Below are 24,910 nucleotides of genomic sequence, written 5' to 3' on the forward strand. Positions count from 1 at the left end.
CGAAAGTTCAGAACACATGTTCTAACCGAGCAGGCGCCAGCGACCGCCGCGCGCCTCGAGCATCGTCAAGGACTGCGGCATGAACCCGGAGTGATTGCTGGGCGTCAATCTGACCTGACCGCTGAGACCATCGATCTGCGAGGTTTCCAGCACCGCGCGCAGCGTTGCCCCGTCGGTCGAGCCGGATTTGACGACCGCATTCACGACGAGCTGCAGCGCGTCCGCGGCAAATGACGCGTGCCCGTGATAGGTCCCGTAGCGGGATGTGTAGTCCTGGAACCATTGCCGGCGGGCCGCCTTCGCGGGCGTGGTCGCGATGACGTCGTCGATGGCGAGCGTCTGGGTGAAGACGAGCGCCGTGCCGTCGGTGGCCGCGGACGGTCCACTGAGGAAGAGTTCCCCGGCGGCGCCGGCGTCCAGGTACACCTGGCCGCGGTAGCCGGCGTCGCGGAGGGCGCCGATGGCCGTCGCGGCCTGCGGCGGGTAGCCCCAGACCACGATCGCGTCCGGGCTGCCGGCGGTGACCGTGCGGGCCGCCCGGCCGAGGTCGCCGCCGGCCGACGGATACTGCCCGTGGGCGACCACCTTCGCGCCGATCTTGGCGACCTCCCGGGCCAGCGCCTCCGCGCCGCCCCGGCCGTAGGCGTCGTCGCTGGAGACGAACGCGACCTTGCGCCGCCCGGCCCGGGCCAGCTCGCCGGCCAGGACGCTCGCGTCGTCGTCGACGTTGGGGGCGAGGCGGAAGATGTACCTGCGGTCGGCCAGCGGAGCGCTCACCTCGGCCACCGGCGACAGGGCGATCGTCGGCCGGTGCGCATCGTTGATCACCTTCGCGGCACCGGTCACGCACTCGGCGCAGGCCCCGGTGATGATCGCGGTGACGTCGGAATCGCCGGTGAACTCCGTGATCTGGGTCAGCGCGATCGCCGGGTCGCTGCGGTTGTCGTGCACCCGCAGGGCAATCCGGCGCCGGCCCAGCAGACCGCCGGAGTTGATCTGGCCCACCCGCAGTTCCAGCGCGCGCTTGTACGCCGTGCCGAGGTCGGCCGCGCTGCCGGAGAGCTCCAGGCTCGCCGCGACAACGACATCAGTTTCCTGTTTTTCATTGACGCTCGTGCATCCCGCTGCGGACGCGGCGACCACCGCGAGCATCGCCGCAAAAGATCGCCAGCGTCGCACGTCAATTCCCCCGCTCGATGCCCCGGCCCCTATGGACCGCGCTGACCGCCAACACCTTGCCAACTCGTACCAGGACGGTCAAGAGGCTCGAAATACGCTTTCTGACACCATTGCTGAACTTGGTATGGCTTCTTACTCATTGATGAACCTGATAGTACTCAGAGACACTTGTGAATGCCTTACCGGGTTTCCTCAGGAATGTCGGACATGGTGGAATGCGCTGTCCTGCGCCGGGGGCCGCCAGGTCACCATCCTGCGCGACCGTCGATCCGCCGGACCGTCCTAGGCGACCACGAGCACGCGGAGACCTTGCATGCCCGCATCGAAGAAGCCTGCAGGTAGTAGGTTGCGCATCGGTCGGCCCCGACTGGCCAACACCAGAATCCGCGCCAAGCTCGGACTCATCCTGCTGATCCCCATCATGGCGATCGTGACGCTGGCCGCGTTCCGGCTGAACAGCGCCGCCGACCGCGCGGGCGACGCCGTCCGGGTGGGTGCCCTCACCCGGCTGTCGGCCGACGTGTCGGCCCTCTCTCAGCAGATCCATCTGGAACGGATGACCGCTGCGGCACTGCTGGCCTCCCCCGCCCCGGCACCGATGGCGTACAACCGGCAGATCCTGCGGACCGATGTGGCCATCGCCGCCTACGCCAAGCGCCGCGACGCGCTCGGCGAGGTGCCCACCGCGATCCGGGACCGGCTGCAACGCATCAACGACCAGCTCGAGGCCGTCTCGGCGATCCGCGCCGAGGTCAGCAGCCGGCAGGGCGTATCGGTGGCCGAGGTCCTGCTGCGGTACGGCGTGATCGTCGAGGACCTCGTCTCCTACCGTGAGGCCCTCGGACAGGTGAGCACCGACCCGGATCTCGCCGACGCGCTGCGGGCGGCGGCGGCGTTCTCCAAGGCGAAGGCGCGCGTGGCGGAGCAGGAGGCGACCGTCTACGCCGCGCTGAAGGCCGGCCCGCTCGACGCTCATCAGCTGTCCGCGCTGCTGGCCACGCTCACCGGCCAGCAGGAGGCGTTCGTCGCCTTCTCGCTCTCGGCCAACGTGGAGCAGCGCCGGCTCGTGGAGGCCACGATCGCCGGCGACGCCACCCAGATGGCCGACGACATGACGGGCACGCTGCAACGGTCGGTCGGCCAGCCGCCCCCCGTCTCCGCCGATGACGCCGTGTCCGTGTTCGGCGCGGTCAACGACCTCATGCGCTGGACCGAGGAACAACTCGACGACGGGCTCATCGCCGACGCCGCCGGCATCGGCTCCGCCGTGCGCCGCCAGGTGATCGTGGAGTCGGCCATCGTGGTGCTGGTCCTGGCGGTCGTGCTCGGCCTGGCCCTGGTCACGGCCCGCTCGATGGTCGTGTCGCTGCGCCGGCTGCGGCAGAGCGCGCTCGCCGTGGCCGAGCACGACCTGCCCGCCGCGGTCAGCCAGTTCCGCGACGCCCGGTCGCTGCGCTCGCCGCAGGAGATCGCCGACCAGGTCCGCGACCCGATCGGGTTCCACAGCAAGGACGAGATCGGCGAGGTGGCGCGGGCCTTCAACATCGTGCACCGCGAGGCGGTCCGGGTCGCGGCCGAGCAGGCCGTTCTGCGCAACAGCGTCTCGGCCATGTTCCTCAACCTGGCGCGCCGCAGCCAGACCCTGGTCGACCGGATGATCGGCCAGCTCGACCGGATCGAGCACGGCGAGGAGGACCCCAGGCGGCTGGCCGATCTCTTCCAGCTGGACCACCTCGCCACCCGGATGCGGCGCAACGACGAGAACGTCCTGGTGCTCGCCGGCGCCGACACCACCCCGCCGCGCCGCCAGAACGCGCCGCTCATCGACGTGATGCGCGCCGCCCAGTCCGAGATCGAGCTGTACGAGCGGATCGAGTTCCCCACGGTCGACGACGACGTGTTCGTGGCGGCCCCGGCCGTCAATGACACCGTCCGGCTGCTCGCCGAGCTGCTGGACAACGCGACCCGGTTCTCGCCGCCGAACGCGCCGGTCGTGCTCACCGGCCGGCGCCTCGGCGACCGCGCGATCCTGCAGATCGAGGACCGCGGGCTCGGCATCGACCCGGACTCGCTGGCCGCCTACAACAGCCGGCTCGCCGAACCGCCGCCGGTCGACATCGGCGCCTTCCGGCTGATGGGCATCGCGGTCGTCGGACGCCTCGCCTTCCGGCACAGGATCCTTGTGCAGCTGCGCAACAACGTCGGCGGCGGCACCGTCGCGGAGATCGTGCTGCCGCAGGGCGTCCTCGTCCCGCCGCGCGGCGGGCGGGTGCCGGCCGTTCCGGTCCGGCGGCGTCCCGCCGCGGTCACCTCCGGCGGTGGCGCGGCGGCGCCGGCCGGCACCGCGACGATGGTGGCGCCCGGTCCGAGCCACCCACCCGAGTGGCCGCCCGTGGCGGCGACCGATCCGGGGCCGAACCGGTGGGCCGACCTGGTGAGCCCGTCGCCCCAGCCGGTCTGGAACGCGGACATGGCCGCCGAGGACACCACGGAGCTGCCGATCTTCCGCGAGATCGAAACGGCGTGGTTCCACGAGCGTGGCCACAGCGTGATGCAGGGGCCACCGACGACGACCCGCCCCGCACCGGTCGCGGTGCCACCAGCCCCGGCCCCAGCATCGGCATCGGCGCCGCAGCCCGCGGCGCGGCGGCGGTCGGCCGCCGCTGAGCCCGCCGCCGCTGAGCCCGCCGCCGAGCCCGCCGCCGAGCCCGCCGCGGCTTCCGGACGCGCGAACTGGCGCAGCGCGGCCGACGACGGCTGGCGCGCGGCATCCGCGGCGCAGGATCCGCCGCTCGCCGGCAACACCCGGTCCGGTCTGCCCAAACGCGCACCGCAGGCCCAGCTCGTGCCGGGCGGCGTGCCCGCCCGGCCGGCCAAACTCAACCGGCCCAGCGCCGAGGAACTGCGCGGCCTGCTCTCCTCGTATCAGCGGGGTGTCCAGCGTGGACGGCAGGCGGGCCAATCGAATCCGGACCATGCGGCACAGGCAACCGAGGAGCATCGCTGATGACCGGCGCGTTGGAAAGCATGGACTGGCTGCTCGACAGCTTCGCCCAGCAGTTGAACGGGATCGCCCACGTCATCGTGGTGTCGTCCGACGGGCTGCTGCTGGCCGCCACGGGTGACCTCCCGCCGGAGCGGGCCGAGCAGCTCGCCTCGATCACGGCCGGGCTGGTCAGCCTGACCTACGGCACGGCCCGGCACTTCGAGGGCGGCAACGTGCAGCAGACCATCGTGCACATGGAGGCCGGGTACCTGATCCTCATGTCGATCAGCGACGGCTCCTCGCTCGTGGTGCTCGCGGCCCGGCACTGCGACGTGGGCCATGTCGGCTACGAGATGGCCCTGCTGGTCGAGCGCGTCGGCAAGTCACTGGTGTCACCTCCCCGCGAAACGGCGGCCCGGTAAGGAAGGCAGGCGGGAGGGCGGCTGAGGGCGGAGGCGGCAATGGATCAGTACGGCGAGGAGGACCCGCGCGGAAATCTCGTTCGCCCGTACGCGGTGACCCGCGGCCGGACCGAGCCCACCCGCGAGATCGCCATCGAGGCGGTGATGCTGACCATGCAGCGGGGGGTGGAGGAGAGCCGGTATGCCGGACGGGACCGGCATCTCATCGCGACCCTCTGCGACGGCCGCGCGCAGTCACTGGCCGAGATCGCCGTCCACCTGCGGGTGCCGCTCGGCGTTGCCCGGGTCCTCGTCGCCGACATGATCACCGAAGGGATCCTGACCCTCCACGAGCCGCTCGAAGCGGGCGACACAGAGGAGCGGATCAACGTACTGGAAAGGGTTCTCGTTGGACTCCGCAGCCTCTGACCGTTCCTGTGACGCGAGCCGGGTCACCGCCGCGAAGATCGTCATCGCCGGCGGCTTCGGCGCCGGCAAGACCACCCTCGTCGGCGCGATCTCGGAGATAACCCCGCTGACCACCGAGGCCGTCATGACCGCAGCCGGCGTGCACGTCGACGACACCACCGCCGTGCCGGCGAAGAGCACCACCACGGTCGCAATGGACTTCGGTCGCATCACGATCGCCCGCGATCTGATCCTGTACCTGTTCGGCACCCCCGGACAGACCCGCTTCTGGTTCATGTGGGACGAGCTGATCCGCGGTGCCCTGGGCGCGGTGGTCATCGTCGACACGCGCCGGATCCAGGACAGCTTCACCGCCATCGACTTCTTCGAGCACCGCGACCTGCCCTACCTGGCGGCAGTCAACTGCTTCGACGGCGCCCCGGAGTACGACGTCGACGAGGTCCGTGAAGCCCTGGCCATCGCCGACCACGTGCCACTGGTCCTCATCGACGCCCGCTCCCGCGAATCGGTGAAACAGGTCCTGATCACCATCGCCGAGCACGCCCTGTCCCTGCTGACCACAGCACCGGTGTAATCCGGGCCCACCCCGCGGACCTCGAGTGCCTCGGCCGCGCCGACGAGCTCGGCCCGCATGGGCCGGGCACACTGGTGTCCATGTCGCCGTTGGCTTCTGGGGTACGCCTCCACGATCGGTTCACGCTGCGCGACCGTATCGAGGGGGGCGGTATGTCACAGGTCTGGCGGGCCGAGGACGAGATCCTGGGCCGCCAGGTGGCGGTGAAGGTGCTCACCACGCCGCTGGCCACCGACCCATTGCTGCGCGCCGCAACCTGGACCGAGGCGCGCGCCGCGGCCCGCCTGACTCATCCTCACGTGACCCAGGTGTACGACTACGGTGAGGCGGCCCTGCCCGGCGGCGCGGTGGTGGCGTACCTGGTGATGGAGCTCGTCGAGGGGCAGAGCCTCGCGGATCGGCTGCGGTTCGGACCACTGCCTTGGCGGCAGGCGACCATCATGGCCGCTCAGATCGCCGCAGCGCTGGCCGCCGCCCACCGCATCGGTGTAGTGCATCGCGACATCAAGCCCGGCAACGTGATGCTGGCCCACATGGGCGCCAAGATCCTCGACTTCGGCATTGCCGCGTTGAGCGGCGGCGAACCGGACGCCGACGGCGGTCGGCTGGTCGGCACCCCGACATACGCGGCACCCGAGCGGCTCCGGCCCGGCGCGGCGTTGCCCGAGAGTGACGTCTATGCATTGGGTGTACTGCTGTACGAGGCGCTGACCGGGCATCCGCCCGTCAGGATCGCCACCTGGCGGGAGGCGGCCGCGGCACACCGGACCGGACCGCCGGTTCCGCCGCCGCAGGTGCCGGGGCTGCCACACGAGGTGCGCCAGCTGTGTATGGACTGCATGTCTCCCGACCCCGCCCGACGGCCCAGCGCCGACGCCGTGGCGCAGGATCTGGCCGCGGCCGCCGGCCAGCCGCCGCAGGTCACGACCGCCCTGCCGATACTCGTTGCCGATCCACCGCCGGCCACGCACACCGCACGCGCTGGATACGCCGTCGGATCGGCACCACTGCCACACCCACCCACCATGATCGAATCCCGATCGGCGGTACTTGCCGAGCAGCCGGACGTCCCCGCTGCGCGGCGCGTGTCGCGGCCGTTGCTGGGCGGGCTGATCGGCACGGTGGTGGTGCTGGTGCTCGCGTTGACCGTCGTTACCACGATGCTGCTGTCCCGTCCCGCGGACAGGACCGCCCAGCCGGGCTCGCCGACCCAGACAAGCCCACCGTCGTCCCCGTCCGCGGCCGCGGCCGCGTCACCCGCCCCTTCCGCCACCACCCCGCAGGCCATCGTGAACCAACTCGACGTCGTCATCGCCGACGCTCTCGCCGACGGCAGGATCGACTCCGACGCCGCGGACAAGCTGCGGGACAAGGTCAACGACCTACGCCAGAACATCGGCCGCAGCAAGGAACGTAGGACGGCCCAGGACCTGCAGCGGAGGATCGACGACATGCGCGACGACAGGGACCTCGACGAACAGACCGCCGACACCCTCACGGCCCTGCTGCGCCCTCTCCTGGACTGAGTACACCGCGTCCAGCCATACAACTTCGGCAGACTCTCCCAGGCCGTCGCCGACTCACCAGCTGTAGGGGGCGTCGCTCGCCGAGGTGCCGCGCCGCGACGTTGCATAGGGCTCAGAGCTTGTGGCGTACCGGACGGACAGTTCGGGCTCGGTGTCCTGCTGTGGAGTGTTCAGGCCGAGCCCGTCAACGCCGACCGGACGGTCCTCAGCGGCCGTCTCAGGCGCCCCGTCGCGGTCGGGTCGTGGCCAGCGACGCCACCGCTGCACGCTGGCCGCTCCGACCAGCAGCAGCACGCCGAGCACCATCGCCGTGCCGCTCCGGATCGGCTCGGTCAGGTCGATGTGCCGGTCCGCGACATGCAGGTCGTCGGTGAACACGCGCATCACAGCCGACGGCGAGACGAGCAGCATCGTGTCGCTGAGGATGTACACGATGCCGATCACCATTGCGCCCAGCGGGGAGAACCGCAGGGTGCCGAGCACGCCCAGAAGCAGTCCGGCCGCCGCCAGCACCAGCAAGGGCCGCACGAACTCTGCGGGCTGCAGGTCTCCGGAGAACGCCGCGACGGACCGCTGCTGACCGATCGCCAGCAGTACCCAGGCGAGCGGGGCGACGACGATCGCGGTGATCAGGGTTCCAAGATGCCGCACGGAAGATCCTCCTCAGGTCGACATACTTCGCATCCTTCAGAAGAGCGGATTACTGGCACAAGACGTCACACCCTTCGCTCTGGCGCGGAGGCCGGCATACCGGACGGGCCACGCCGGTCGCAAACACCGATTGCGTGATCGGTCGACAGTCTCACCAGCCCGAACACCCCACGGCCACGCCGGGGCGGGATATGCCGACGCAGGTCAGCGCGGGCGTCGGTACACTGCTCATCGCGCCCTCGTAGCTCAGGGGATAGAGCAACGGTTTCCTAATTCCGCTGGTTCTTCATGTCTCAGTCGCGTATCCAGCATGTTCATTGCCACAGTTTCGGAACTCGTCGTCGCTTCGGCCGCATGAATGATCAGCGACCTACGGCGTGTCGAATAGATGCACAGCGCATCGAGCGTCAGTCTTCAGCTGCCGGCAGCCTATCGACTCTGTCTCATGCTCGATGGTCGCAATCACGTTCACGATTTGCGTGGACGCCCCCTCCTCGGCGGTTCAGGACGCCACCACATCAGGTCGTCCAAGGTCATGTCAGGCCCGTGAGCAGCTCATGGAGTGGGCGGAAGGCATTTCTGACGACACGCTCAGCCCACCTCGAATCGTCCTGATGGCCGCAGACTTCGGGCCCGTGGTCACGAACACCGCACTCTTCCTGTACGAGAGCGGCATCGATGTGCGCCTTGTCCGCTACCAGCTGTACCGCACAGCCGGTGGCGAGCAGGTGCTGTCGGTCTCCCAGCTTCTCCCGGTTCCCGACGCGGAACAGTTCATGATTCGACCGCGCTCCAGCGTCAGCACCCAGGCGGCTACCCAGGCCGCTACCGAACGACGCGCATCGGCGGTTCAACGACTCATCTTGCACCAGGCGATTCCGGACGGCACTGCGCTGACGATTCAGGTGCCGGACCTCGTCGGCCAGGATCGCGACGCGATTCGGGCGTGGCTCGACGAAGACCAGAGCCGTTCGACCGTCCACTGGCGCAACGACGTCAAGGGGCCAGTGGAGTGGGCGTACGACGCGCAACCCCATCGGCTCATCGAACTCATCCGGCACATCATCGATGCAGCCACCGGGCAGCCAGAGAAGGCACAGATCTGGGCTCCCGCATGGTTTCGGCTTACCGACGGCAGGACCTTGCACCAAGCAGCCGAGCCATTGTCGTAGTAGCTGGTCAGGTCCGCGTCTTCGGAGACGATCAGTAAGGCCTCGACTCCGGAGCCAGATGACGCAGCGTGGACTACATGCGGCAAGCCGTTGCCCGGGTCAGTCAATGGAGCCGGGAGCCGCCAGCCAGGTGGTCGGCTGCTGGGTCGTCCGCGCGATCGTCTCGAAGTCGTGGTCGTAGTGCAGCAGTGACAGGCCGGACAGCTCGGCGGCCGCCGCCACCAGCAGGTCGACCGCGCTGGGTCCCTGGTGCTCCGAACCGTCCGCGAGCAGCTGCTGGACCTCGGCGGCTCGATGCCACACGTCGTCCGGGGTCACCACCCACGTGAAGACCGACCCCAGCAATGCGGCATACCGGTCGTGGTCGGCCTTGGACCGCACTCCGCGAAGGAACTCCAGTTCAGTGAGGGTGCAGATGCCGATCACGCCGGCCCGTAACTGCGGCTGCCACAGCTCCTGCACCCGCTGGTTGCGCAGCAGGCGCACCACGGCACTCGTGTCGGCGAGAAACCGAACTGTGCTCACGGCCGGTAGTTCCCCTTGTCAAGCAGATGATCGAACGCGCCGGTAGCGGCGATCTCGGTCAGCTCGTCCAGAGCCTTGGCGCGACGCTGGATGGCGGCCACCTCGCGGAGGGCAGTGTTGATGGTGTCCTTCTGCGTCTTCGTCCCGAGCAGCGCTGTTGCCTCCGCCAAGGCGTCCAAGTCGATGTCGATCAGCTTCTTGGTCATCGCAGCCCCCCATATATCTTCTTCCGGTCATCAGTATATACGCCTGGCCAGCGCTCGACGAGTGCTCGGCGAAGCGGACCAGCGAAGGTCGCAGCAGACCAACCCGGCACACCGGACGGACAAGGGTCGGTCGCAAACGCCGATCGGGTGATCGGTGGCCGGTCTCACCAGCCCGAATGCATCCGGGTCACGTGCGGGCGGGATATGCCGACGCAGGTCAGCGGGGGCGTCGGTACACCGCTCATCGCGCCCTCGTAGCTCAGGGGATAGAGCATCGGTTTCGCTGATCTTAACGACCGTGGCGTGCCGACCCCTCGTAACGGCAAAGGGGGCTGGTCGCTCGAACAGGTAAAGGCCACCGTCCTCAATCCCGGGTACGTGGGACTCTGTGTGCACCGGGGCCAGGTGGTCGGGCCTGCTGAGTGGCCTTCCATCCTCGATGACGAGTTGGCAGCCACGTGCTCGACCATCCTCAACGACCCTCGACGCAAGACCATGCGTGATCCGTCCCTCAAGCATTTACTCTCCCGAGTCCCGGCCGCTCAGCGGGGAGAACCGCAGCCGCTCCACGCGCCGCAGCAGAGGAGTGAACTGATCCAGCACGGTGTGAATGGCCTGATTGGCACGCGCGGTGACCGCGACGCCGTGGAAATCGCCATCGGCGGCGATGGCAGCGTCGACGTTGCTGCGGCGCAGCGCCTCGGCGAACCGCGCGTTGGCCTCTCCCACGCTCCCGGGCCAGGGCGTAGATCTTGCCGTCGGTGCGCTCGACGAGCGTCATCTCCTGGGCATGATCGGCAACGTCGCAACGGCCTGGTCAAGCGAGTCGGTCAGGCCCGAGATCGAACTGTCAGTGCAGTGTCAGGCGCGCACAGCCGTGGCGCGTTCGATTGCTCTGGCGAGCCGACCGACCGCTTCGTTGACGCTGCTGTCGGCGAGGTTGCCGTAGCCGACGACCAGTGTCGACTCGGCGGGGTCGGTTGCCGTGCGATAGTCGGCGAGGTTGCCGACCCGTACACCTTCCTTGGCTGCGAGCGCGACCACGCTGGCCGCGTCGGTCGTACCGAGGTGGAGCAGCAGGTGCAGTCCGGCCGCGGCGCCTGACATGCGGGCGCTGGGCAGTTGCCGGGACAGTTGTGCCATGAGCGTGTCGCGGCGGGCCCGGTAGCGCCGCCGACTGGCCCGAAGGTGGCGGTCGTAGCCCCCGCTGTCCAGGAACGCAGCGAGCGCGAGCTGGTCGAGCACCGGCGGTGGCAGCTCCATCGGGTTGGCCGCCCGGACCGCCGCCGCCCAGCGGTGCGGAACGGCGAACCAGCCGATGCGCAGCGCTGGGGAGAGCGTCTTGCTGAGCGAGCCGAGCAGGGCCACCCGGGAGGGCGCCATGCCTTGCATGGCCGCGACTGGACGCCGGTCGTAGCGGAAGTCGGCATCCTTGTCCTCTTCCAGGATGATGCCGTCGACCTCGTCGGCCCAGGCGATGAGCTCGGCGCGGCGGGCCGGCGCGAGGACGGTGCCAGTGGGGAACTGGTGTGCGGGGGCCACGATCGCCGCCTGGATCCGTGACTGCGCCCGCAACAGGTCGACCTGTAGCCCGTGTCCGTCGACGTTGATCGAGACGGGCATGAGCCCGGCATCGGCGATGGCCTTGCGCGTCCCTGGCCAGCCGGGCTCTTCGACGGCGACGTGGGTGACGCCGCGGGTTCGCAGGGCTCGGGCGATCCGCGTAACGCCGTCGGTCGTGCCCGCGCAAATTGTGGTGTCGTTGGGCGTCAACGCCGCGCCACGGGAGCGCACGAGGTGCTCGGCGAGGGTCCGTCGCAGGTCGCGATGGCCGGCGGGCTCCAAGTGGCCGAAGTCCGGGTATGCGGCCCGCAGGCTGGCCCGGTGTATCGCCTCCGACCAGTGTTTACGGGGAAACGCCCGCAGGTCCGGCAGCCCGGGGGCGAGGTCGAAGCGCGGCGGCGGCGGTAGTGGCACCGGCGGCGCGGGTCGGGTGGCGGCCCTGCCGGCGCTCGGACGCACGCGGGTGGCGGACCCGGTGCGCGACTCCAGGTAACCCTCGGCCGCCAGCTGTGCGTATGCCTCGGTGACGACCCACCGCGAGCAGCCCAGGTCGGCGGCGAGGGTGCGGCTCGGCGGGAGCGTGCTGCCGGCCGGGAGCCGCCCGCTGACGATCGCGGCACGGACGGCCCGGCGCAGCCGGTCGTGCAACGGGCCAACCACCTGACCTTCAAGGAGCAGCAGCAAGGTTTCCTGGGCAGTATTGGCCTGGTTTTCCAGCACAGTATTGGATCGTATCGCCGATCCAGCGTTCTCTATGGTGGCTGCTACCGCTGCCCGAGGGAGCCGCTCATGTCACCGTCCCTGACGCCCCGCCTGGTCGCCTGTGACCTCGACGGGACGATCATCCGCAGCGATGGCACCATCTCTGCCCGCACCGTCGCCGCGTTCGAAAGGATCGGGCAGGCGGGCGCGCGCTTCGTCTTTGTCACCGGCCGACCGCCGCGCCTGATGGATGCCGTTGCCAAGGCGTTCTGTCACCAGGGCACGGCGATCTGCGCCAACGGCGCGCTCTTCTACGACCTGTACCACGAGAAGGTCATCGACGAGCACCTCATCCCTCCGGCACACCTCGCCGAGGCGGCCCGGCTGCTGCGCTCGACCGTCGGCGGGATCGGTCTGGCCGTCGAATACGCCGACGAACTCGCCGGCGACGCCCGCTATGAGCCGGGCGCATGGGACGTCGGGGTCACCCTCCAGCGGCTCAGCGACCCGGAGCTGTTCGGCCGCCCCGCACCCAAGCTCCTCGGCCGCCACCAGGTGCTCTCCGCCGACGAATTGCTACAGATCGCGGCGCCCGTCCTCGCGGGGATCGTCACCGTCTACCACTCGAACGGGATACGGCTGATCGAGGCGACCGCCGCGGGCGTGAGCAAGGCTTCGGCCCTGGCCGACCTGGCGGCGCGCGGCGACATCGACCCCGCCGACGCCGTCGCATTCGGGGACATGCCCAACGACCTGCCGATGCTTGCCTGGGCAGGTACCTCGTACGGCGTCGCCAACGCGCATCCGGACGTGCTCGCCGCGGTCGACCGGGTCATCGGCGCAAACGACGACGACGGCGTCGCCGAGGTTCTCGAGCAGCTCTTTCCGGTACCGTCATGAGCGGCCGGGCAGCGAGGGAACGCTGGGCGGTCGCGGCGGTATTCGCGGTCCACGGCACGGTGCTCGGGACATTCACGTCACGGCTGCCGTGGATCGCCGATCACCTCCGCCTCGGCGCGGGACAGCTCGGCCTGGCCCTGTCGATGATCTCGGTCGGCGTGCTCCTTGCGACCCCACTGGCCGGCCGGTTCGTCCAGCGATTCGGCGGCCGGACTTCAACGATGGTGACGCTGGCGGCGTGGTGCGCCGCGTTGGCGTTGCCGGCGCTGGCCCCGAATGTGGTGGTCTTCGGAGCGCTCCTGTTTGTCTTCGGGATGACCAGCGGGACCGCGGACATGGCGATGAACGCGCAGGGGATCGAGGTGGAGAAGCGGCTCGGCAAGTCGCTCATGTCTGGGCTGCACGGGTCGTGGAGCGTCGGGGTGCTCGTGGCGGCGTTCGCCGGTTCGCTGTTCGCTCGGGCTCGGGTCGACGCACGCGTGCATTTCGCGGTGATCGCGGCCGGGTTGCTGGTGGCCGGTCTGGTCGCCGCAGCCAGGTTCAGCGGGCCGCCCACGGCCGTCGACCGGCCGGGGCAGGAACGGGTGCCCTGGTTCACTCTGCCGACGGGGCGGGTCCTGCTCATCGGACTGGTCGGCTTCTGCGCGGTCTTTCCGGAGGTCGCTGCCCACGACTGGTCGGCCATTTTCATGCGAAGAGTCCTCGGCGCCGACGAGGCTACGGCGGCGCTGGCGACGAGCGTGTTCGCCCTGACCATGACCGGCGGTCGGCTCAGCGGCGACCTCGTGGTCCGGCGGCTCGGAGTCGGCCGGACGGTACGGATCTGCGGACTGCTCGGCGCCACCGGAGCGCTGCTCGTCGTCATCGCCAATACGCAACTGCTGGCCATGGCTGGGTTCATGCTGATCGGGGCGGGCGTCTCGGTTGTCGTACCGCTGTCATTCGCCGCCGCCGGGCACGCCACGGCCAACCCAGCGGTCGGCGTCGCCGGTGTGGCGACGGTCAGTTACGGCGCCGGACTGGCAGCGCCCAGCGTCATCGGGGCGGTGGCGGCGGCGACCTCGCTCCGGGTCTCGTTCGTGGTGGTGGCGGTCCTCGCCGGGCTGGTCGCGGCGGCAGCCGGCCTCCTCGACCGGCGTCCAGAGCCCGCCGAAGCCGATTCCGGTCCATGGCGGTGAGAGCCCGATATCCGGCGTCCGCCCCACCACCACTACCGGCATCGCACCACCCCGGTTCGGGGCTCGCGCCGATGATCCTCAACCTGATCTGTTTCACCTGGTGCCGACAACAGTCGCTACGGGCGCCTTCAGCGCGGCCATGAGAGTCCGCACTTCTTCGAAGGTGAGGCTGCTGCCGCGTTGGAACTCGGTGGTGAAACGAGGCTCGCCCAGTGCCTGACGGACCCGTGCGGTGATCCGGTCGATGTCGCCGCGTTCGGAAGGCCCAGGTGGCCGTGAGTTCGATGCGCGGAGCGCGGCCCGGTCATCGACCCGACGCCGGCCGCCACCCTGGGCCCTCACAGGCGCAGCCGGGATCAACGGCTCAGCGATCTCCCACGCGCATCAGGACACCAACGCTCCATATCGGACACAAACTCATTGAACAACATCAACCATCCTACGTCACCCCAAATGAGACACGGTCTAAGCCCAAGCGAAAGCCAGCAACTACCGCAAAGAATCGAAGGTGATCACACGTGACGAAACGCCGTTTCAGTACCAGGCGTCGAGGTCCTGCCGTTGGCGTCGTGGCAGCGGTACCGGATCGCGCATCGATCGACACGACAACGGCCGAGCTCGAAGACGACCTGGTCGCGCTACGCCGTGACATTCACCGCTGGCCCGAGCTGGCCGGCGACGAACGGCGCACGGCCGCCCTCGTCGCGGACCGGCTGCGGGCCGCGGGTCTGGCCGTCTCGGTCGGCGTGGGCGGTCAAGGCGTCGTGGCGGTCCTCGACGGCGAGCGCGACGGGCCGACTGTCGCCTACCGCGCCGACCTGGACGCCGTTCCCAGCAGCGAGCTGTACGGCAGTGACTTCGCCTCGCAGGTGCCGGGAGTGGCGCACCTGTGCGGCCACGACGTCCACACCGCGATCGGCGTGGGCGTCGCCCAGGTGTTCGCGCGGCTCCGGCACCGCCTCAGCGGTCGCGTGGTGTTCGTGTTCCAGCCGGCCGAGGAGAACGTCGAGGGCGCCCGGGCGATGCTCGCCGACGGCGCCCTCGACCGGATCGAGCCGCAGGAGATCTACGCGCTGCACTGCAGCCCGCTGCCAGTCGGCGCGTTCGCGGTCATGCCCGGTTACGGCCTGCCCGGGCAGGACACGTTCGACATCGAGGTGTCCGGATCCGACGCCGCGCGTCTGCGCGCCGCGATCGACGCGCTGTCGACGGTGCAGCGCCCGCAGACCCCCGAACAGTACGCGCGGCTGGTGGACGACCTGCAGCGGCCGGACGGCCCGCTGGCGCGATTCGTCTTCGTCCGGTCCGACCTCACCGAGGACGACCGGCGAGCACAGATCCGGGTCTCGGTTCGGGCATGGCCACACGACCGCTATCCGGAGATCCGTGCCGAGGTACGGCGCCTCGTCGAGTCCGTCGACGGCGCCCGGGTCACGTTCGTCCCGGAGCCCTTCCCGCCGATGGTGTGCTCGCCGCAGCTCAGCAACACGGCCGCCGACTTCCTCCGCGGCACACTCGGCCCGCAGTCCGTCACCGTGCTGCACGCCGCGTTCCCGTTCAACGGCGAGGACTTCGGACTGTTCTTGCAGCGCGTCCCCGGAGCGATGCTGTACCTCGGCGTCGCCGACCCCGCCGCCGGCATCAACGGCGTGGCCCACGCGCCGGACTTCGCCGCCGACGAGCGGGCCATCGGCGTCGGAGTCCGGGCGATGACGGGCCTGCTGTCGCACCGGCTCCACGCCCTCGGCGCCCGCTGACCGGTCAGCGGTTGTAGCTGTCGATCGACGCGCAGGGCACAGTTGCGTTGTGGGATCGGCGGACGTGTTGTGCCCGTGTCGGGTCCGCGGTCAGATCGCGTGGGGCGAGTTCGGCGAACGCTGTGGCGACCCGCAGCGCGGGCGGGGCGTCGACGGCGAGTTCGTAGTGTCCGCGTCGGAGGCTCTGCGTGAAGGCGTGTCTGGCGATGATGACCTGTGCTGTCGTATCGGTCCGTAGTCCGCGCATCGGTTTCAGCCGGTGCCCTCGGATTCGGTTCGAGCCTGCGCAGTGAACGCCTACCCCCGGTGGCGTCCCACTTCGACCTGGCGTTCCAGCTGCTGGAACGGCACACGGCCCAGGTACCGGGGGCGGCCGGTGCGCAGCAGCGGGGTGAGGTGGTCGGCGGGCGCGGGCATGCCGAGGTGGTGGCCCTGCGCGTACGGCACCTGCAGCCGTCGCAGCCAGTCCAGCTGCCCGTCGACCTCGACACCCTCGGCAGTCACGTCGATGCCCAGGCTCTGGCCGAGGTCGCCGAGCAGTTTGACGACGGCGTGGTCGTTGCGGTTGTCCAGCATGCCGGCGACGAACAAGCGGTCGATCTTGATACCGGTGACCGACAGGGCCGACAAATGCCGCAACGTCGCCACGCCCGCGACCATGTCGTCCAGGACGATGCCGACGCCGTGGTCGCGCAGGTCATGCAGTTGCCCGACGACATCCTGCAGCTGGGCGAGGTCGGCCGACTCGGGCAGTTCCACCCGCAGGCGGTCCGGGTCAACGCCGCCTGCGGCAGCGCGGCGGCGCACTGGTCGGCGAGATCGTCGGCACAGAGCGTTTCGAGGGTGAGGTTCACGTTGACGCACCGCGGCGCCTGGCTGCCGAGCGTGGCGTCCCAGGCGGCGAGGTCGGCGCACGCGCGGTCGAGCACCCAGCTGTCCAGGGCCGGCAGCCGCCTGGCCCGGCGCACGTCCGCCAGGAACTGGTCAGGGGTCAGCAGCCCGTGCTGGGGGTGCTGCCAGCGGACGAGTGCCTCGACGGACTGGACCCATCCGTCGGTGACGCCGATGATCGGCTGGTAGAACAGCCGGAGTTCACCGTGTTCGATGGCGCGGACGATGTCGTCGCCGGCGCCCGGACGCAAACCGGGCTGGGCGCCGACGTTCAGCGCGACCCGGACCTTGTCGCCGCCGGCCCGCTTCGCCCGGTACATCGCCAGGTCCGCCTCGCGCAGCAGCGTCTCCGCGTCGGCGCCGGCGCTCGCGACGCCGACGCTGGCCACGCTGTGCGCGCCGGCCTGGTAGCGCCGGATCGGGCGTGGCGATCGCCTGCCGGAACCGCTCGCCGAGCGCGGCCGCGGACTGGTCGGCAGGCAGCCCGTCGGCGATCCGGGTCAGCACCGCGAACTCGTCGCCACCGAGCCGCGCAACGAACTCGCCGACGGTGGCCGCCGCAGTGAGCCGGTGGGCGGCGGACACGATGAGCCGGTCGCCGACGTTGTGCCCGAGCGTGGCCAGATGAGCTGGTCGACGTCCACACGGCAGGTGCGCTCGGGCGGGGGTCCGGTGCCGTTGACTCCACCGACGGCGGCCCGTCGCAGCTCACGAGCAGCGCGTCATGGTGCTTCTTAGGTGGAATTAGATGTCTTTAGACAAAGATCGAACCTCGGCGAAGTGGAAGGCGCTGACCCACGCCTCGGTCCGGACCCGTTCCGCGTTCAGCGCGTCGCTGTCGCCGTCGCCGAGTTCCGCGCGGATGTCGTCCTGGCGCCGAGCTACCCACTCGGCGCTGTCCCAGGTTGGGTCGGCGGCGCCAGCCTGCGCCCTGACGTCTCGCCAGTTCGACGCCTCGGTCACGAATGGCCCCCTCTTCAGCGACGCGAGATGTTCGGCGAACCAAGTATCCGCAAGCGGGATCACTCTGTGGTACCACGCCTTCGACCGCCGCACTGGCTCGAAGAGTGCTCGACGAAGCGAACCACCCAGGGTCACGGCGAACCAACCGGGCATACCGGACGGACCCCGCCCATCGCAAACGCCGATTGTGTGATCGGCCCCCGCTCCCACCAGCCCGAACGAAGCCAGGTCACGCCGGGGCGGGATATGGCGACGCAGGTCAGCGGGGGCGTCGGTACACTGTGCACCGCGCCCTCGTAGCTCAGGGGATAGAGCAACGGTTTCCTAAACCGTGTGTCGCAGGTTCGAATCCTGCCGGGGGCACCAGACCAGAGACATCTTGCACGTTCGTCCTGGGCTTGCGTGCCGTTCGCGTGCCACTGGCCCTCCGGGCCGCCTTGTCGAGGTGCTGGCGTCCGCATGGCGGAGACCGGCGCGACCGGGATGCGGACGTGTTGGTCAGCGCCTCGGCTCCGTCGCCCGCCTCGGCGGCCCGGCTAAGCGAGCTGCGCGGCGCCGAAGGACACCGAGAAGCGCTTGCACCAGATCGTCACCGAGCGCAGAGCGGTGACGTCAGTGGCCGCGGGGATTGCGTACACCTGGTCGCCCTTGTTGCCCTTGAGCTTGCCGAGTTCGACGTACCGGCCGTCGTCGAAGACCTGCCAGCCGGCCTTGCCGGTGACGACCGGCTGGTCGGTGAGCCACACGCGCAGGTCCGGCCCGTCGGAGGTGTCGAGCCCCTCGATCTCCAGCCGGTGCGTGCCGTCGGGCAGCCGCACGATCCGCGCGGTGCCGGACGTGTCGTGTTCGTGGGTGACGAACGTGCCCTGCGCCACGACGACGGCGGCGTTGGAACCAGAACCAGAACCAGAACCAGAACCAGAACCAGCCACGGTGGGCGCGGGCGTGGTCAGGGCCTCCCGCACGGTGGTGTCGGTGAACAGGCGCCAGGGCGCGAACCAGTACAGGCCGAACCCGACCCCCACGGCGAGTCCCGCGAGCACGATCCACGTCAACGGCTTGCGCGTCATGCCTCCGAGTGAACCGGTCGCCCCGGACCGGGGCCAGATGTCACGTGGTTACCGGCTCCTTACGACAGCTCCGAGCCAATCCTGACGCAACCTTTTGGTTGCCATTCGCGCGAGGATGTGCAACCGTTAGGTTGCGACGAAGGGAGAACACATCATGACCGACCACACGACCGGGACCCGCGAGGAGTGGCTCGCGGCGCGGCTGGAACTGCTCAAGGCGGAGAAGGAACTCACGCGGCGCAGCGACGAGGTGGCCCGGCAGCGGCAGGAGCTGCCCTGGGTGCGCGTCGACAAGGAGTACCGCTTCGACACCGACGACGGGCCGGCCACCCTCGCCGACCTGTTCCGGGGCAACTCGCAGCTGCTCGTCTACCACTTCATGTTCGGACCCGACTACACCGCCGGCTGCCCGTCGTGCTCGTCGATCGCGGACGGCTTCAACGGCTCCGTCGTCCATCTCGCCAATCACGACGTCACGCTGCACGCCGTCTCGCAGGCGCCGCTGGCGAAGCTGCAGGGGTACAAGCAGCGGATGGGCTGGACGTTCCCGTGGGCGTCCTCGGCCGGAAGCGACTTCAACTACGACTTCCGCGTGACCCACTCCGCCGAGGAGTGGCGCTCCGGCAGCGTGGAGTACAACTACCGCCAGATGGACGTGCGACCGGCCGGGGAGCTGCCCCCGAGCGTGATCGAAATGGCGTCGGGTGTCGGCGTCGACTGGTCGACGTACCGGCAGCAGGGCCCGGGCGTGAGCGCGTTCGTGCTCGACGACGGCGCCGTCTACCACACCTACTCCTCGTACGAGCGCGGTGTGGACGGCATCTGGGGCATGTACTCGTGGCTGGACCGGGCCCCCCGCGGCCGCAACGAGACCGGCGTCTGGTGGCGGCGCAAGGACGAGTACGCCCGTTCCTGACCGGGGTTTGCGGGTGCCCACCATTCACGGGGTGGTGGGCACCCGTGTCCTCAGGACCGCAGGATGCCGGCCGCGGCGGCGGCGGTGTGCCAGCGGCTGACGAAGTTGCCGAAGATCTGGCCGTACAGGTCCTCGTCCGACAGCAGGTCGATGTCGTCGATCGGGATGAAGCCGGCGTTGTCGACCATCCCGCCGCGCACGTCGTCCAGCCGGGCGAGGACCCCGTAGTCGGCAACGCCGAGGCCGAGGAACATCCAGTACACCGGCTGGTTGCTGGAACGCACCAGCAGTTCCTTGATCTGCTTCTCGGCGTGCACGCCGCCGTCGGACCAGAACAGCACCAGCGTCGGGTGCGGCGACGGCTCGGCCGCCGTCCAGTCCAGGATCTCCTTCATCACCCGGGGCTCGAAGTTGCCGCCCTCCGCGCGCTTCTTGTCGTCGGCCTGCCGCTCCAGGTAGTCGTGCGCGGTGGTGGTGCGCACCGGCGCCGACCGCACCGGGAAGTCGCCGAAGAACCACACCTCCATCTCGCCGTTGTCGTCCAGCAGGTCGGCGATCACGACCATCCGCTCCAGCGAGCGCTGCATGACGCCGCTGCGGAACAGCTTCTTCGTCGAGCCGCTGCAGTCGATCGCGAGCACCACCCGGAACGTGCGCCCGTCCAGGCCGCTCTTGACCAGCGACACCGCGACGGCGTACTTGCGCAGGTCGACGCTGGAGGCGCCGGCGGCAGGCTTGGCGAGGCTGATCTGCTTGGCCTTGGTGAGCTGGATCGCGGGTGCCGTGGTCTCGGCCAGGGGCGCCGCGTCGTCGACCGTTTCGTCGACCGTCAGCCCCACGTCGGTGATGAGCCCGCGCAGGCCGTCGGTGAAGCCGTCCCCGACGCACCGCACCTTGACCGCGTCGCGGTGCCGGTAGACGTCGCCGACGATGAGCGCGTCCTGCACGGTCGGCGTGCCGAGGTCCAGCGCGTACAGCTCCCCGCCGTCCCCGTGCAGCGCCGCCCGCAGATCTGGTACCGCGGCGAACGTGGCACCGGCAACCGTCAGGCCGATCCGCACCCGGGCGGTCGTCCCCGCCCACCCTCCCGGCGTCACTTCGAGGCGGTGCCGGGTCACCCCGCCGGCGGTCTCGGGCGGCAGCCAGCGCACCCCGGCGCCGGTGGGCTGGTTGTAGAAGACCATTGCCTCGTCGCCGGGCGCCCGGCCGGTCTCGTCGAGCAGGAACGCCACGAGGTCCACCTCGGGCCCGGACGCGTGGCTGACCACGACGGTGTACGACGGCGCCGGCGGCAGCGCCGTGTTCTGCCCACGGGCCAGGATCGCAATGGTCACGCGAAAGATTGCATCACAGCCGGGCCAGCCGTTCATGCGGCTCGGGTGGGTGCTTGCCGGTGCCGGAGCCGGATTGTGGATCCCGTAAGCGCACGCGCCGCGAGGCGGCCCGTGACGGATCTACTGATCAAGGGAGCACCCGTGACCAGTTCCACCGCTGAACGCACCCGTACCGAAACCGGTGAGCGGGAAGAAGAAGGCGTCCTGCATCCGCTGCTGCTGGCGGCGCTGATGGCACGCCGGGAGGAGCGTGGCGACACCCTGTTCGAACACCCGTTGCTGCTCGCCGCCCTCGCCCGCCGCCGCCGCGACGACGACAGCGAGTCCGGCATCGAACACCCGCTCCTGCTGGCCGCGCTCGCCCGCCGCCGCCGCGACGATGACGACGAGCCCGGCATCGAACACCCGCTCCTGCTGGCCGCGCTCGCCCGCCGCCGCCGCGACGACGACAGCGAGTCCGGCATCGAACACCCGCTGCTGCTCGCCGCCCTCGCCCGTCGCCGCCGCGACGACGGCGACAGCATCATGGACAACCCGCTGCTGCTCATGGCGCTCGCCGGCCGTAAGCGGCGGGGCAAGAACATCGTCGAGCACCCCCTTCTGCTGGCCGCCATGATGGCGCGCAACTGACCGGGGCCGCCTGTTCATCCCGATCCCGTCCTCCGGCTGTTCGCGGCCGGGGGGCGGGGCATTTGCCCATCTGAGGGAGGCACCATCGTGGCGGCTGACTCGCCCGTACCCAATGATCCGGACCAACCACACCAACATGTCGAAGCCCTGATCGACGAGCTGATCCTGGAGATCCTCGACAACGCCGACCAGAGCACGAAGACCACGGGTCGAGGTCGCGCCCAGGGGCGCGCCCCGGCCCCCGGCGGCCTGCTCGAGGGGGTCCGGTCCACCATGCGCGGCCGCTCGGGCGGCTCGACGCTGGAGCGGATGCTCATCGCCGAGGCCCTCGCCGGGGTGCTCGCCGACGCGATCGCACCGGCGCTGGCGGAGGTGCTCGCGCCGAGAATCATGAAGGTTCTGGACGACGGCGAGGATGAGGAACCGACGACCGGTGGTACTGCGAGACCCGCGAAGGCCACGGCAGCCCGGTCCCACACCCGCAAGTCCGAGTCGAAATGACGCGGCAGGCGGCGCCCCGGGGCGCCGCCTGCCGTTCCTGCTTCTTCTGTGGGGCCTCTCAGGCTCGGGCCTCCCGCCGCATGATGAATGCGAACGCGATCTCCACGCACCCGATCACCAGGGCGCTGATGCCGGTCAGCAGCACCATCGCGGTCAGCGTCACGCCGGGCCACACGACGAACACCAGGCCGACGACCAGCGACGCGACGCCCATGGTGGTCAGCCAGATCCGCGCCCGGCCGTGCGTCATCATCCCGATCCCGATCTCCGACACGCCGGTCAGCAGCCAGGCCAACCCCACGATCAACGCGAGGACCACCACGCCGTTGGCAACGTCGCGCAGGCAGGCCACCCCACCGATGATCATCGCGGCACCGACCACCCCGGTCAGCACCCGCCGTCCCATCCCCTGATGCTCGGTCAGTGCCGCCGCCACCCGCATCACGCCGGCCACGAGCAGCCAGACGCCGACCAGCGCACCGAGGACCCGCAGCGTCTCGCCCGGCCAGGCCAGCACCACGATCCCGAACAGGGCGGTGATCACGCCCAACGTCAGGGTCTGTTTGAACGGCACGGCGGCCGTAGCCGGGGAACCGTGCGCCACGCCGCGCCGAGGGGCGTCGCCGTGTCTCGCTGAAAACGTCGCCATTTTCCCTCCTTCGCTCCTGTATCACCCACGCTTCACCCACAATCACGGCTCGCCATCCCCCGTGGCGGGCGAACAGGACGGTGACGATGCGGATCAGGTCACGGGTACACCGGCATCACTTCTGGGTGACCGGACCCGACGAGGAGAGCACCGCGGCGGGCATCTATGGCGTCATCATCGGCGCGGCCGTGATGGCCTCGTCCCACGCCGCCTCAGCCGCGGCCGTGATCGGGGCGGTCCTGGTCGCCCTCGTCGTCTACTGGACCGCCGAGCGGTACTCCCGCCTGGTGGCACAACGCATCCACGCGCACCGCCGGCCGACCGCACCCGAGGTGCGGGCACAGTTGACCACCGGCTGGGAGATCGTGACGGCGTCCGCCCTGCCGGTGGCCGTCCTGACCGTGCTGCGGCTCGGGGGTGCCCCGCTCCGTGCCGCGGTGTTGTCCGCGCTCGTCTGCAGTACGTTGCTGTTGTGCCTGGCCGGCTGGGAGGTGGGCCGGAACGGCCAGCTCACCCGCCCGGAACGGCTGGTGTCGGCGTTGGTCGCCGGTGCGTTCGGCGTCCTGATGATCCTGCTCAAGATCACATTGCACTAGCCGGTCAGCGCCAGGTGGTGCCCAGCCAGACGGCGACGGCGGCGGTCACCAGGAGGCCGATGTTGAGGCCGATCAGGCGGGCCTCACCCCGGGACAGGTGCACCGCGATGCCACCGACCTGGATCAGCACGAGCCCGGCCGCGGCGGCCACGGCGAGCCACGGCGCGATCCCGGTCAGCGGCGGCAGGATCAACCCGACCGCACCGAGGACCTCCAGCACCCCGATCGTCCTCACCAGCGGCATCGGCACGCGGTCGACCCAGCCCATCATCGGCTGGAGCTGCTCCTGACTCTGCGCGACCTTCTTGCCGCCGGCGTACAGGTAGAACACCGCGAGCAACCCGCCGACGATCCAGTACGCGATCTCCATGAGCGCCCCTCACCAGGATGGTTACCAGTCGTAAGTAGGCACATGATGCGTCACTATTGAGGGGCTTACAAAAGGCACACGGATGTACGTGAGGCACAAGGGGTTGTCACTGTGCAGTACGAGCACACCTGCATGATCCGCGGCGACGGCGGCCAGACGCTCCGGGCGATCCTCGACCAGATCTGCAACAAGTGGACGCTGCTCGTCGTCGCCACCCTCGACCAGGGCACGCTGCGCTTCACCGACCTCCACCAGCAGATCCCCGGCATCTCCCAGCGGATGTTGACCCTGACGCTGCGCAACCTGGAGCGCGACGGCCTGGTCTCCCGCACGGTGTACGCCGAGGTCCCGCCACGGGTCGAGTACACCCTGACCCCCACCGGCAAGAGCCTGATCCCGCCCGCGCTCGCTCTCGCCGGCTGGGCGATCGAGCACGTGCCGCACATCGAGGCCAGCCGGGAGGCGTACCAGCTGAACTCAGGCCTCGGGCAGCGCCGCGGGGCTGAGTAGCACCTGGGCGAACCGGGCCTCGAACCGCGCGGCGCCGTGGACGGCAACGGGCAGGGTGACGGCGAAGAGCAGCGCCGCGACCAGGTAGAACGCCACCGCCGTGAGGTAGGCGTCGCCGAGGCCGAGCAGCTCGGGCAACCCCTGCCCGTCCGGCAGCGCCCACCCCCACAGCGCCCAGCTCAGCCCGCCGAGCACCCCGGCCCACCAGGTGACCACGACCGAGAACGCGACCGTGCTGGGGATGATGCGCAACGACGCGTGCGCCAGGTCCCGCCAGGCCTGCGGATCGGTGAAGGCGACGCGGTGCCGGGGCTGCCGGACCTGCCCAGCCTCCGCCTCCGCCTTCGCTTTTCCGAGCACCGCGGCGATGCGTGCCCGCTCCGCCCTGGCGAACACCCGTGACAACGTCATGGCGGCGATCATCAGCGGCACCCCGACCCAGACCACCGCCAGACTGACCCCGGCGACGAAGCCGGTCATGCACAGGACCAGTCCGCCAAGCGCCAGCGGGAACCCGGTGAGGACGTAGCGGGTGTCGGCGGCGACCCGGGCCGGGAGGCCGGTCGCGGAAGCGATGGTGGTGCGGGGCGTCTCGAGCAAGGTCGCGGTCATGCCATCGACGCTAGGCGCCGGCGCCGCTACAACCGATCCGGCGAGCCGCCCTCTCGTTGGTAGGGCCCACCCCAGTGCCGAGCGCTTTCTCCCCACGGGTTCAGGTCAGAGATCATGCC

27 protein-coding genes, 1 tRNA gene and 3 pseudogenes are annotated in these 24,910 nt (G+C 69.9%); 17 read left to right on the forward strand and 14 right to left on the reverse strand.

Annotated elements, in window-relative coordinates:
• Positions 1 to 21: 21 nt before the first annotated feature.
• Positions 22 to 1,152, reverse strand: a complete 1,131-nt coding sequence (locus ACFPIJ_RS03500) for an ABC transporter substrate-binding protein (RefSeq protein WP_380113299.1) — start codon at positions 1,150 to 1,152, stop codon at positions 22 to 24.
• A 373-nt stretch (positions 1,153 to 1,525) separates the two neighbouring features.
• Between ACFPIJ_RS03500 and ACFPIJ_RS03505 the strand changes: the two genes are divergently transcribed.
• From ACFPIJ_RS03505 to ACFPIJ_RS03525, 5 genes are all read left to right on the forward strand, one after another.
• Positions 1,526 to 4,186, forward strand: a complete 2,661-nt coding sequence (locus ACFPIJ_RS03505) for a sensor histidine kinase (RefSeq protein ID WP_380113114.1) — start codon at positions 1,526 to 1,528, stop codon at positions 4,184 to 4,186.
• A complete protein-coding gene (locus tag ACFPIJ_RS03510; protein ID WP_380113115.1) occupies positions 4,186 to 4,587 on the forward strand; it encodes a roadblock/LC7 domain-containing protein in 402 nt (133 codons plus the stop codon). Before ACFPIJ_RS03505 ends, ACFPIJ_RS03510 begins: the two co-directional genes overlap by 1 nt.
• 39 nt (positions 4,588 to 4,626) lie before the next feature.
• Positions 4,627 to 4,995 carry a DUF742 domain-containing protein gene (locus tag ACFPIJ_RS03515; protein ID WP_380113116.1) on the forward strand — a complete coding sequence of 123 codons (369 nt, stop codon included), beginning with the start codon at positions 4,627 to 4,629 and terminating at the stop codon, positions 4,993 to 4,995.
• Complete coding sequence (locus ACFPIJ_RS03520) at positions 4,976 to 5,569, forward strand: GTP-binding protein (RefSeq protein WP_380113117.1); 594 nt, start codon at positions 4,976 to 4,978, stop codon at positions 5,567 to 5,569. The genes ACFPIJ_RS03515 and ACFPIJ_RS03520 overlap by 20 nt, the downstream gene beginning before the upstream one ends.
• A gap of 152 nt (positions 5,570 to 5,721) precedes the next feature.
• On the forward strand, positions 5,722 to 7,095 hold the full coding sequence (locus ACFPIJ_RS03525; RefSeq protein WP_460494040.1) for a serine/threonine-protein kinase: 1,374 nt from the start codon (positions 5,722 to 5,724) through the stop codon (positions 7,093 to 7,095).
• 54 nt (positions 7,096 to 7,149) lie between these two features.
• Here the strand turns inward: ACFPIJ_RS03525 and ACFPIJ_RS03530 are convergent, their stop codons facing one another.
• Positions 7,150 to 7,746 (reverse strand): hypothetical protein, encoded by a 597-nt coding sequence (locus ACFPIJ_RS03530; RefSeq protein WP_380113119.1) that lies wholly within the window; start codon positions 7,744 to 7,746, stop codon positions 7,150 to 7,152.
• 614 nt (positions 7,747 to 8,360) lie between these two features.
• Here ACFPIJ_RS03530 and ACFPIJ_RS03535 point away from each other — a divergent pair.
• A complete protein-coding gene (locus ACFPIJ_RS03535; protein WP_380113120.1) occupies positions 8,361 to 8,918 on the forward strand; it encodes a hypothetical protein in 558 nt (185 codons plus the stop codon).
• A gap of 99 nt (positions 8,919 to 9,017) precedes the next feature.
• Here the strand turns inward: ACFPIJ_RS03535 and ACFPIJ_RS03540 are convergent, their stop codons facing one another.
• Together ACFPIJ_RS03540 and ACFPIJ_RS03545 are read right to left on the reverse strand one after the other, a co-directional pair.
• Positions 9,018 to 9,443, reverse strand: coding sequence for a PIN domain nuclease (locus tag ACFPIJ_RS03540; protein ID WP_380113121.1), 426 nt, complete (start codon positions 9,441 to 9,443; stop codon positions 9,018 to 9,020).
• A complete protein-coding gene (locus tag ACFPIJ_RS03545; protein WP_380113122.1) occupies positions 9,440 to 9,649 on the reverse strand; it encodes a type II toxin-antitoxin system VapB family antitoxin in 210 nt (69 codons plus the stop codon). The genes ACFPIJ_RS03540 and ACFPIJ_RS03545 overlap by 4 nt, the downstream gene beginning before the upstream one ends.
• 273 nt (positions 9,650 to 9,922) lie before the next feature.
• On the opposite strand from ACFPIJ_RS03545, the pseudogene ACFPIJ_RS03550 reads away from it, so the two are divergent.
• Positions 9,923 to 10,102 (forward strand): annotated as a pseudogene (locus tag ACFPIJ_RS03550) (recombinase family protein); the annotation flags it as partial.
• Between the two features lie 66 nt (positions 10,103 to 10,168).
• On the opposite strand, the gene ACFPIJ_RS03555 reads toward ACFPIJ_RS03550, so the two are convergent.
• Together ACFPIJ_RS03555 and pdxR are read right to left on the reverse strand one after the other, a co-directional pair.
• The gene (locus ACFPIJ_RS03555) at positions 10,169 to 10,378 is read right to left on the reverse strand and encodes an FCD domain-containing protein (protein ID WP_380113123.1); all 210 of its coding nucleotides are present in this window, start codon (positions 10,376 to 10,378) and stop codon (positions 10,169 to 10,171) included.
• Positions 10,379 to 10,510: 132 nt separating this feature from the next.
• Complete coding sequence (gene pdxR / locus ACFPIJ_RS03560) at positions 10,511 to 11,872, reverse strand: MocR-like pyridoxine biosynthesis transcription factor PdxR (RefSeq protein WP_380113124.1); 1,362 nt, start codon at positions 11,870 to 11,872, stop codon at positions 10,511 to 10,513.
• Here pdxR and ACFPIJ_RS03565 point away from each other — a divergent pair.
• The 3 genes from ACFPIJ_RS03565 (at position 11,855) to ACFPIJ_RS03575 (ending at position 15,749) form a co-directional block, all read left to right on the forward strand.
• Positions 11,855 to 12,814 carry an HAD family hydrolase gene (locus ACFPIJ_RS03565; protein ID WP_380113125.1) on the forward strand — a complete coding sequence of 320 codons (960 nt, stop codon included), beginning with the start codon at positions 11,855 to 11,857 and terminating at the stop codon, positions 12,812 to 12,814. The two genes, pdxR and ACFPIJ_RS03565, sit on opposite strands and share 18 nt — an antisense overlap.
• A complete protein-coding gene (locus ACFPIJ_RS03570; RefSeq protein WP_380113126.1) occupies positions 12,811 to 13,992 on the forward strand; it encodes an MFS transporter in 1,182 nt (393 codons plus the stop codon). Before ACFPIJ_RS03565 ends, ACFPIJ_RS03570 begins: the two co-directional genes overlap by 4 nt.
• A gap of 569 nt (positions 13,993 to 14,561) precedes the next feature.
• Positions 14,562 to 15,749: a M20 metallopeptidase family protein gene (locus tag ACFPIJ_RS03575; RefSeq protein ID WP_380113127.1), complete on the forward strand. Its 1,188-nt coding sequence runs from the start codon at positions 14,562 to 14,564 to the stop codon at positions 15,747 to 15,749.
• 297 nt (positions 15,750 to 16,046) lie between these two features.
• On the opposite strand, the pseudogene ACFPIJ_RS03580 reads toward ACFPIJ_RS03575, so the two are convergent.
• Positions 16,047 to 16,891, reverse strand: a pseudogene (locus ACFPIJ_RS03580) (EAL domain-containing protein).
• Between ACFPIJ_RS03580 and ACFPIJ_RS03585 the strand changes: the two are divergent.
• Complete coding sequence (locus tag ACFPIJ_RS03585) at positions 16,854 to 17,051, forward strand: hypothetical protein (RefSeq protein WP_380113310.1); 198 nt, start codon at positions 16,854 to 16,856, stop codon at positions 17,049 to 17,051. The pseudogene ACFPIJ_RS03580 and the gene ACFPIJ_RS03585 sit on opposite strands and share 38 nt — an antisense overlap.
• A gap of 27 nt (positions 17,052 to 17,078) precedes the next feature.
• Here the strand turns inward: ACFPIJ_RS03585 and ACFPIJ_RS03590 are convergent.
• Together ACFPIJ_RS03590 and ACFPIJ_RS03595 are read right to left on the reverse strand one after the other, a co-directional pair.
• Positions 17,079 to 17,291, reverse strand: a pseudogene (locus tag ACFPIJ_RS03590) (diguanylate cyclase domain-containing protein); the annotation flags it as partial.
• A gap of 93 nt (positions 17,292 to 17,384) precedes the next feature.
• On the reverse strand, positions 17,385 to 17,666 hold the full coding sequence (locus ACFPIJ_RS03595) for a hypothetical protein (protein ID WP_380113128.1): 282 nt from the start codon (positions 17,664 to 17,666) through the stop codon (positions 17,385 to 17,387).
• Between the two features lie 227 nt (positions 17,667 to 17,893).
• On the opposite strand from ACFPIJ_RS03595, the gene ACFPIJ_RS03600 reads away from it, so the two are divergent.
• A tRNA-Arg gene (locus ACFPIJ_RS03600) sits at positions 17,894 to 17,969 on the forward strand.
• Between the two features lie 170 nt (positions 17,970 to 18,139).
• Here the strand turns inward: ACFPIJ_RS03600 and ACFPIJ_RS03605 are convergent.
• Complete coding sequence (locus ACFPIJ_RS03605) at positions 18,140 to 18,673, reverse strand: DM13 domain-containing protein (protein ID WP_380113129.1); 534 nt, start codon at positions 18,671 to 18,673, stop codon at positions 18,140 to 18,142.
• Positions 18,674 to 18,827: 154 nt separating this feature from the next.
• Here ACFPIJ_RS03605 and ACFPIJ_RS03610 point away from each other — a divergent pair, with 154 nt between their 5' ends.
• Positions 18,828 to 19,589, forward strand: coding sequence for a DUF899 domain-containing protein (locus ACFPIJ_RS03610; RefSeq protein ID WP_380113130.1), 762 nt, complete (start codon positions 18,828 to 18,830; stop codon positions 19,587 to 19,589).
• Positions 19,590 to 19,639: 50 nt separating this feature from the next.
• Here ACFPIJ_RS03610 and ACFPIJ_RS03615 read toward each other — a convergent pair whose 3' ends face one another.
• The gene (locus ACFPIJ_RS03615) at positions 19,640 to 20,923 is read right to left on the reverse strand and encodes a VWA domain-containing protein (RefSeq protein ID WP_380113131.1); all 1,284 of its coding nucleotides are present in this window, start codon (positions 20,921 to 20,923) and stop codon (positions 19,640 to 19,642) included.
• Positions 20,924 to 21,064: 141 nt separating this feature from the next.
• On the opposite strand from ACFPIJ_RS03615, the gene ACFPIJ_RS03620 reads away from it, so the two are divergent.
• Complete coding sequence (locus ACFPIJ_RS03620) at positions 21,065 to 21,553, forward strand: hypothetical protein (RefSeq protein WP_380113132.1); 489 nt, start codon at positions 21,065 to 21,067, stop codon at positions 21,551 to 21,553.
• An 87-nt stretch (positions 21,554 to 21,640) separates the two neighbouring features.
• Positions 21,641 to 22,054 (forward strand): hypothetical protein, encoded by a 414-nt coding sequence (locus tag ACFPIJ_RS03625; RefSeq protein ID WP_380113133.1) that lies wholly within the window; start codon positions 21,641 to 21,643, stop codon positions 22,052 to 22,054.
• A 58-nt stretch (positions 22,055 to 22,112) separates the two neighbouring features.
• On the opposite strand, the gene ACFPIJ_RS03630 is transcribed toward ACFPIJ_RS03625, so the two are convergent.
• Positions 22,113 to 22,703 carry an HdeD family acid-resistance protein gene (locus ACFPIJ_RS03630; RefSeq protein WP_380113134.1) on the reverse strand — a complete coding sequence of 197 codons (591 nt, stop codon included), beginning with the start codon at positions 22,701 to 22,703 and terminating at the stop codon, positions 22,113 to 22,115.
• Positions 22,704 to 22,828: 125 nt separating this feature from the next.
• On the opposite strand from ACFPIJ_RS03630, the gene ACFPIJ_RS03635 reads away from it, so the two are divergent.
• Complete coding sequence (locus ACFPIJ_RS03635; RefSeq protein WP_380113136.1) at positions 22,829 to 23,299, forward strand: hypothetical protein; 471 nt, start codon at positions 22,829 to 22,831, stop codon at positions 23,297 to 23,299.
• A 4-nt stretch (positions 23,300 to 23,303) separates the two neighbouring features.
• On the opposite strand, the gene ACFPIJ_RS03640 is transcribed toward ACFPIJ_RS03635, so the two are convergent.
• Positions 23,304 to 23,669 carry a DoxX family protein gene (locus tag ACFPIJ_RS03640; RefSeq protein WP_380113137.1) on the reverse strand — a complete coding sequence of 122 codons (366 nt, stop codon included), beginning with the start codon at positions 23,667 to 23,669 and terminating at the stop codon, positions 23,304 to 23,306.
• A 111-nt stretch (positions 23,670 to 23,780) separates the two neighbouring features.
• On the opposite strand from ACFPIJ_RS03640, the gene ACFPIJ_RS03645 reads away from it, so the two are divergent.
• Entirely contained in the window at positions 23,781 to 24,179 is a 399-nt protein-coding gene (locus ACFPIJ_RS03645) for a winged helix-turn-helix transcriptional regulator (RefSeq protein WP_380113138.1), read from the forward strand.
• Here ACFPIJ_RS03645 and ACFPIJ_RS03650 read toward each other — a convergent pair.
• Positions 24,147 to 24,791: a sensor domain-containing protein gene (locus ACFPIJ_RS03650; protein ID WP_380113139.1), complete on the reverse strand. Its 645-nt coding sequence runs from the start codon at positions 24,789 to 24,791 to the stop codon at positions 24,147 to 24,149. The genes ACFPIJ_RS03645 and ACFPIJ_RS03650 overlap by 33 nt on opposite strands.
• Between the last annotated feature and the right edge of the window lie 119 nt (positions 24,792 to 24,910).

The organism is Dactylosporangium cerinum, assembly GCF_042653625.1.
Classification (GTDB): domain Bacteria; phylum Actinomycetota; class Actinomycetes; order Mycobacteriales; family Micromonosporaceae; genus Dactylosporangium; species Dactylosporangium cerinum.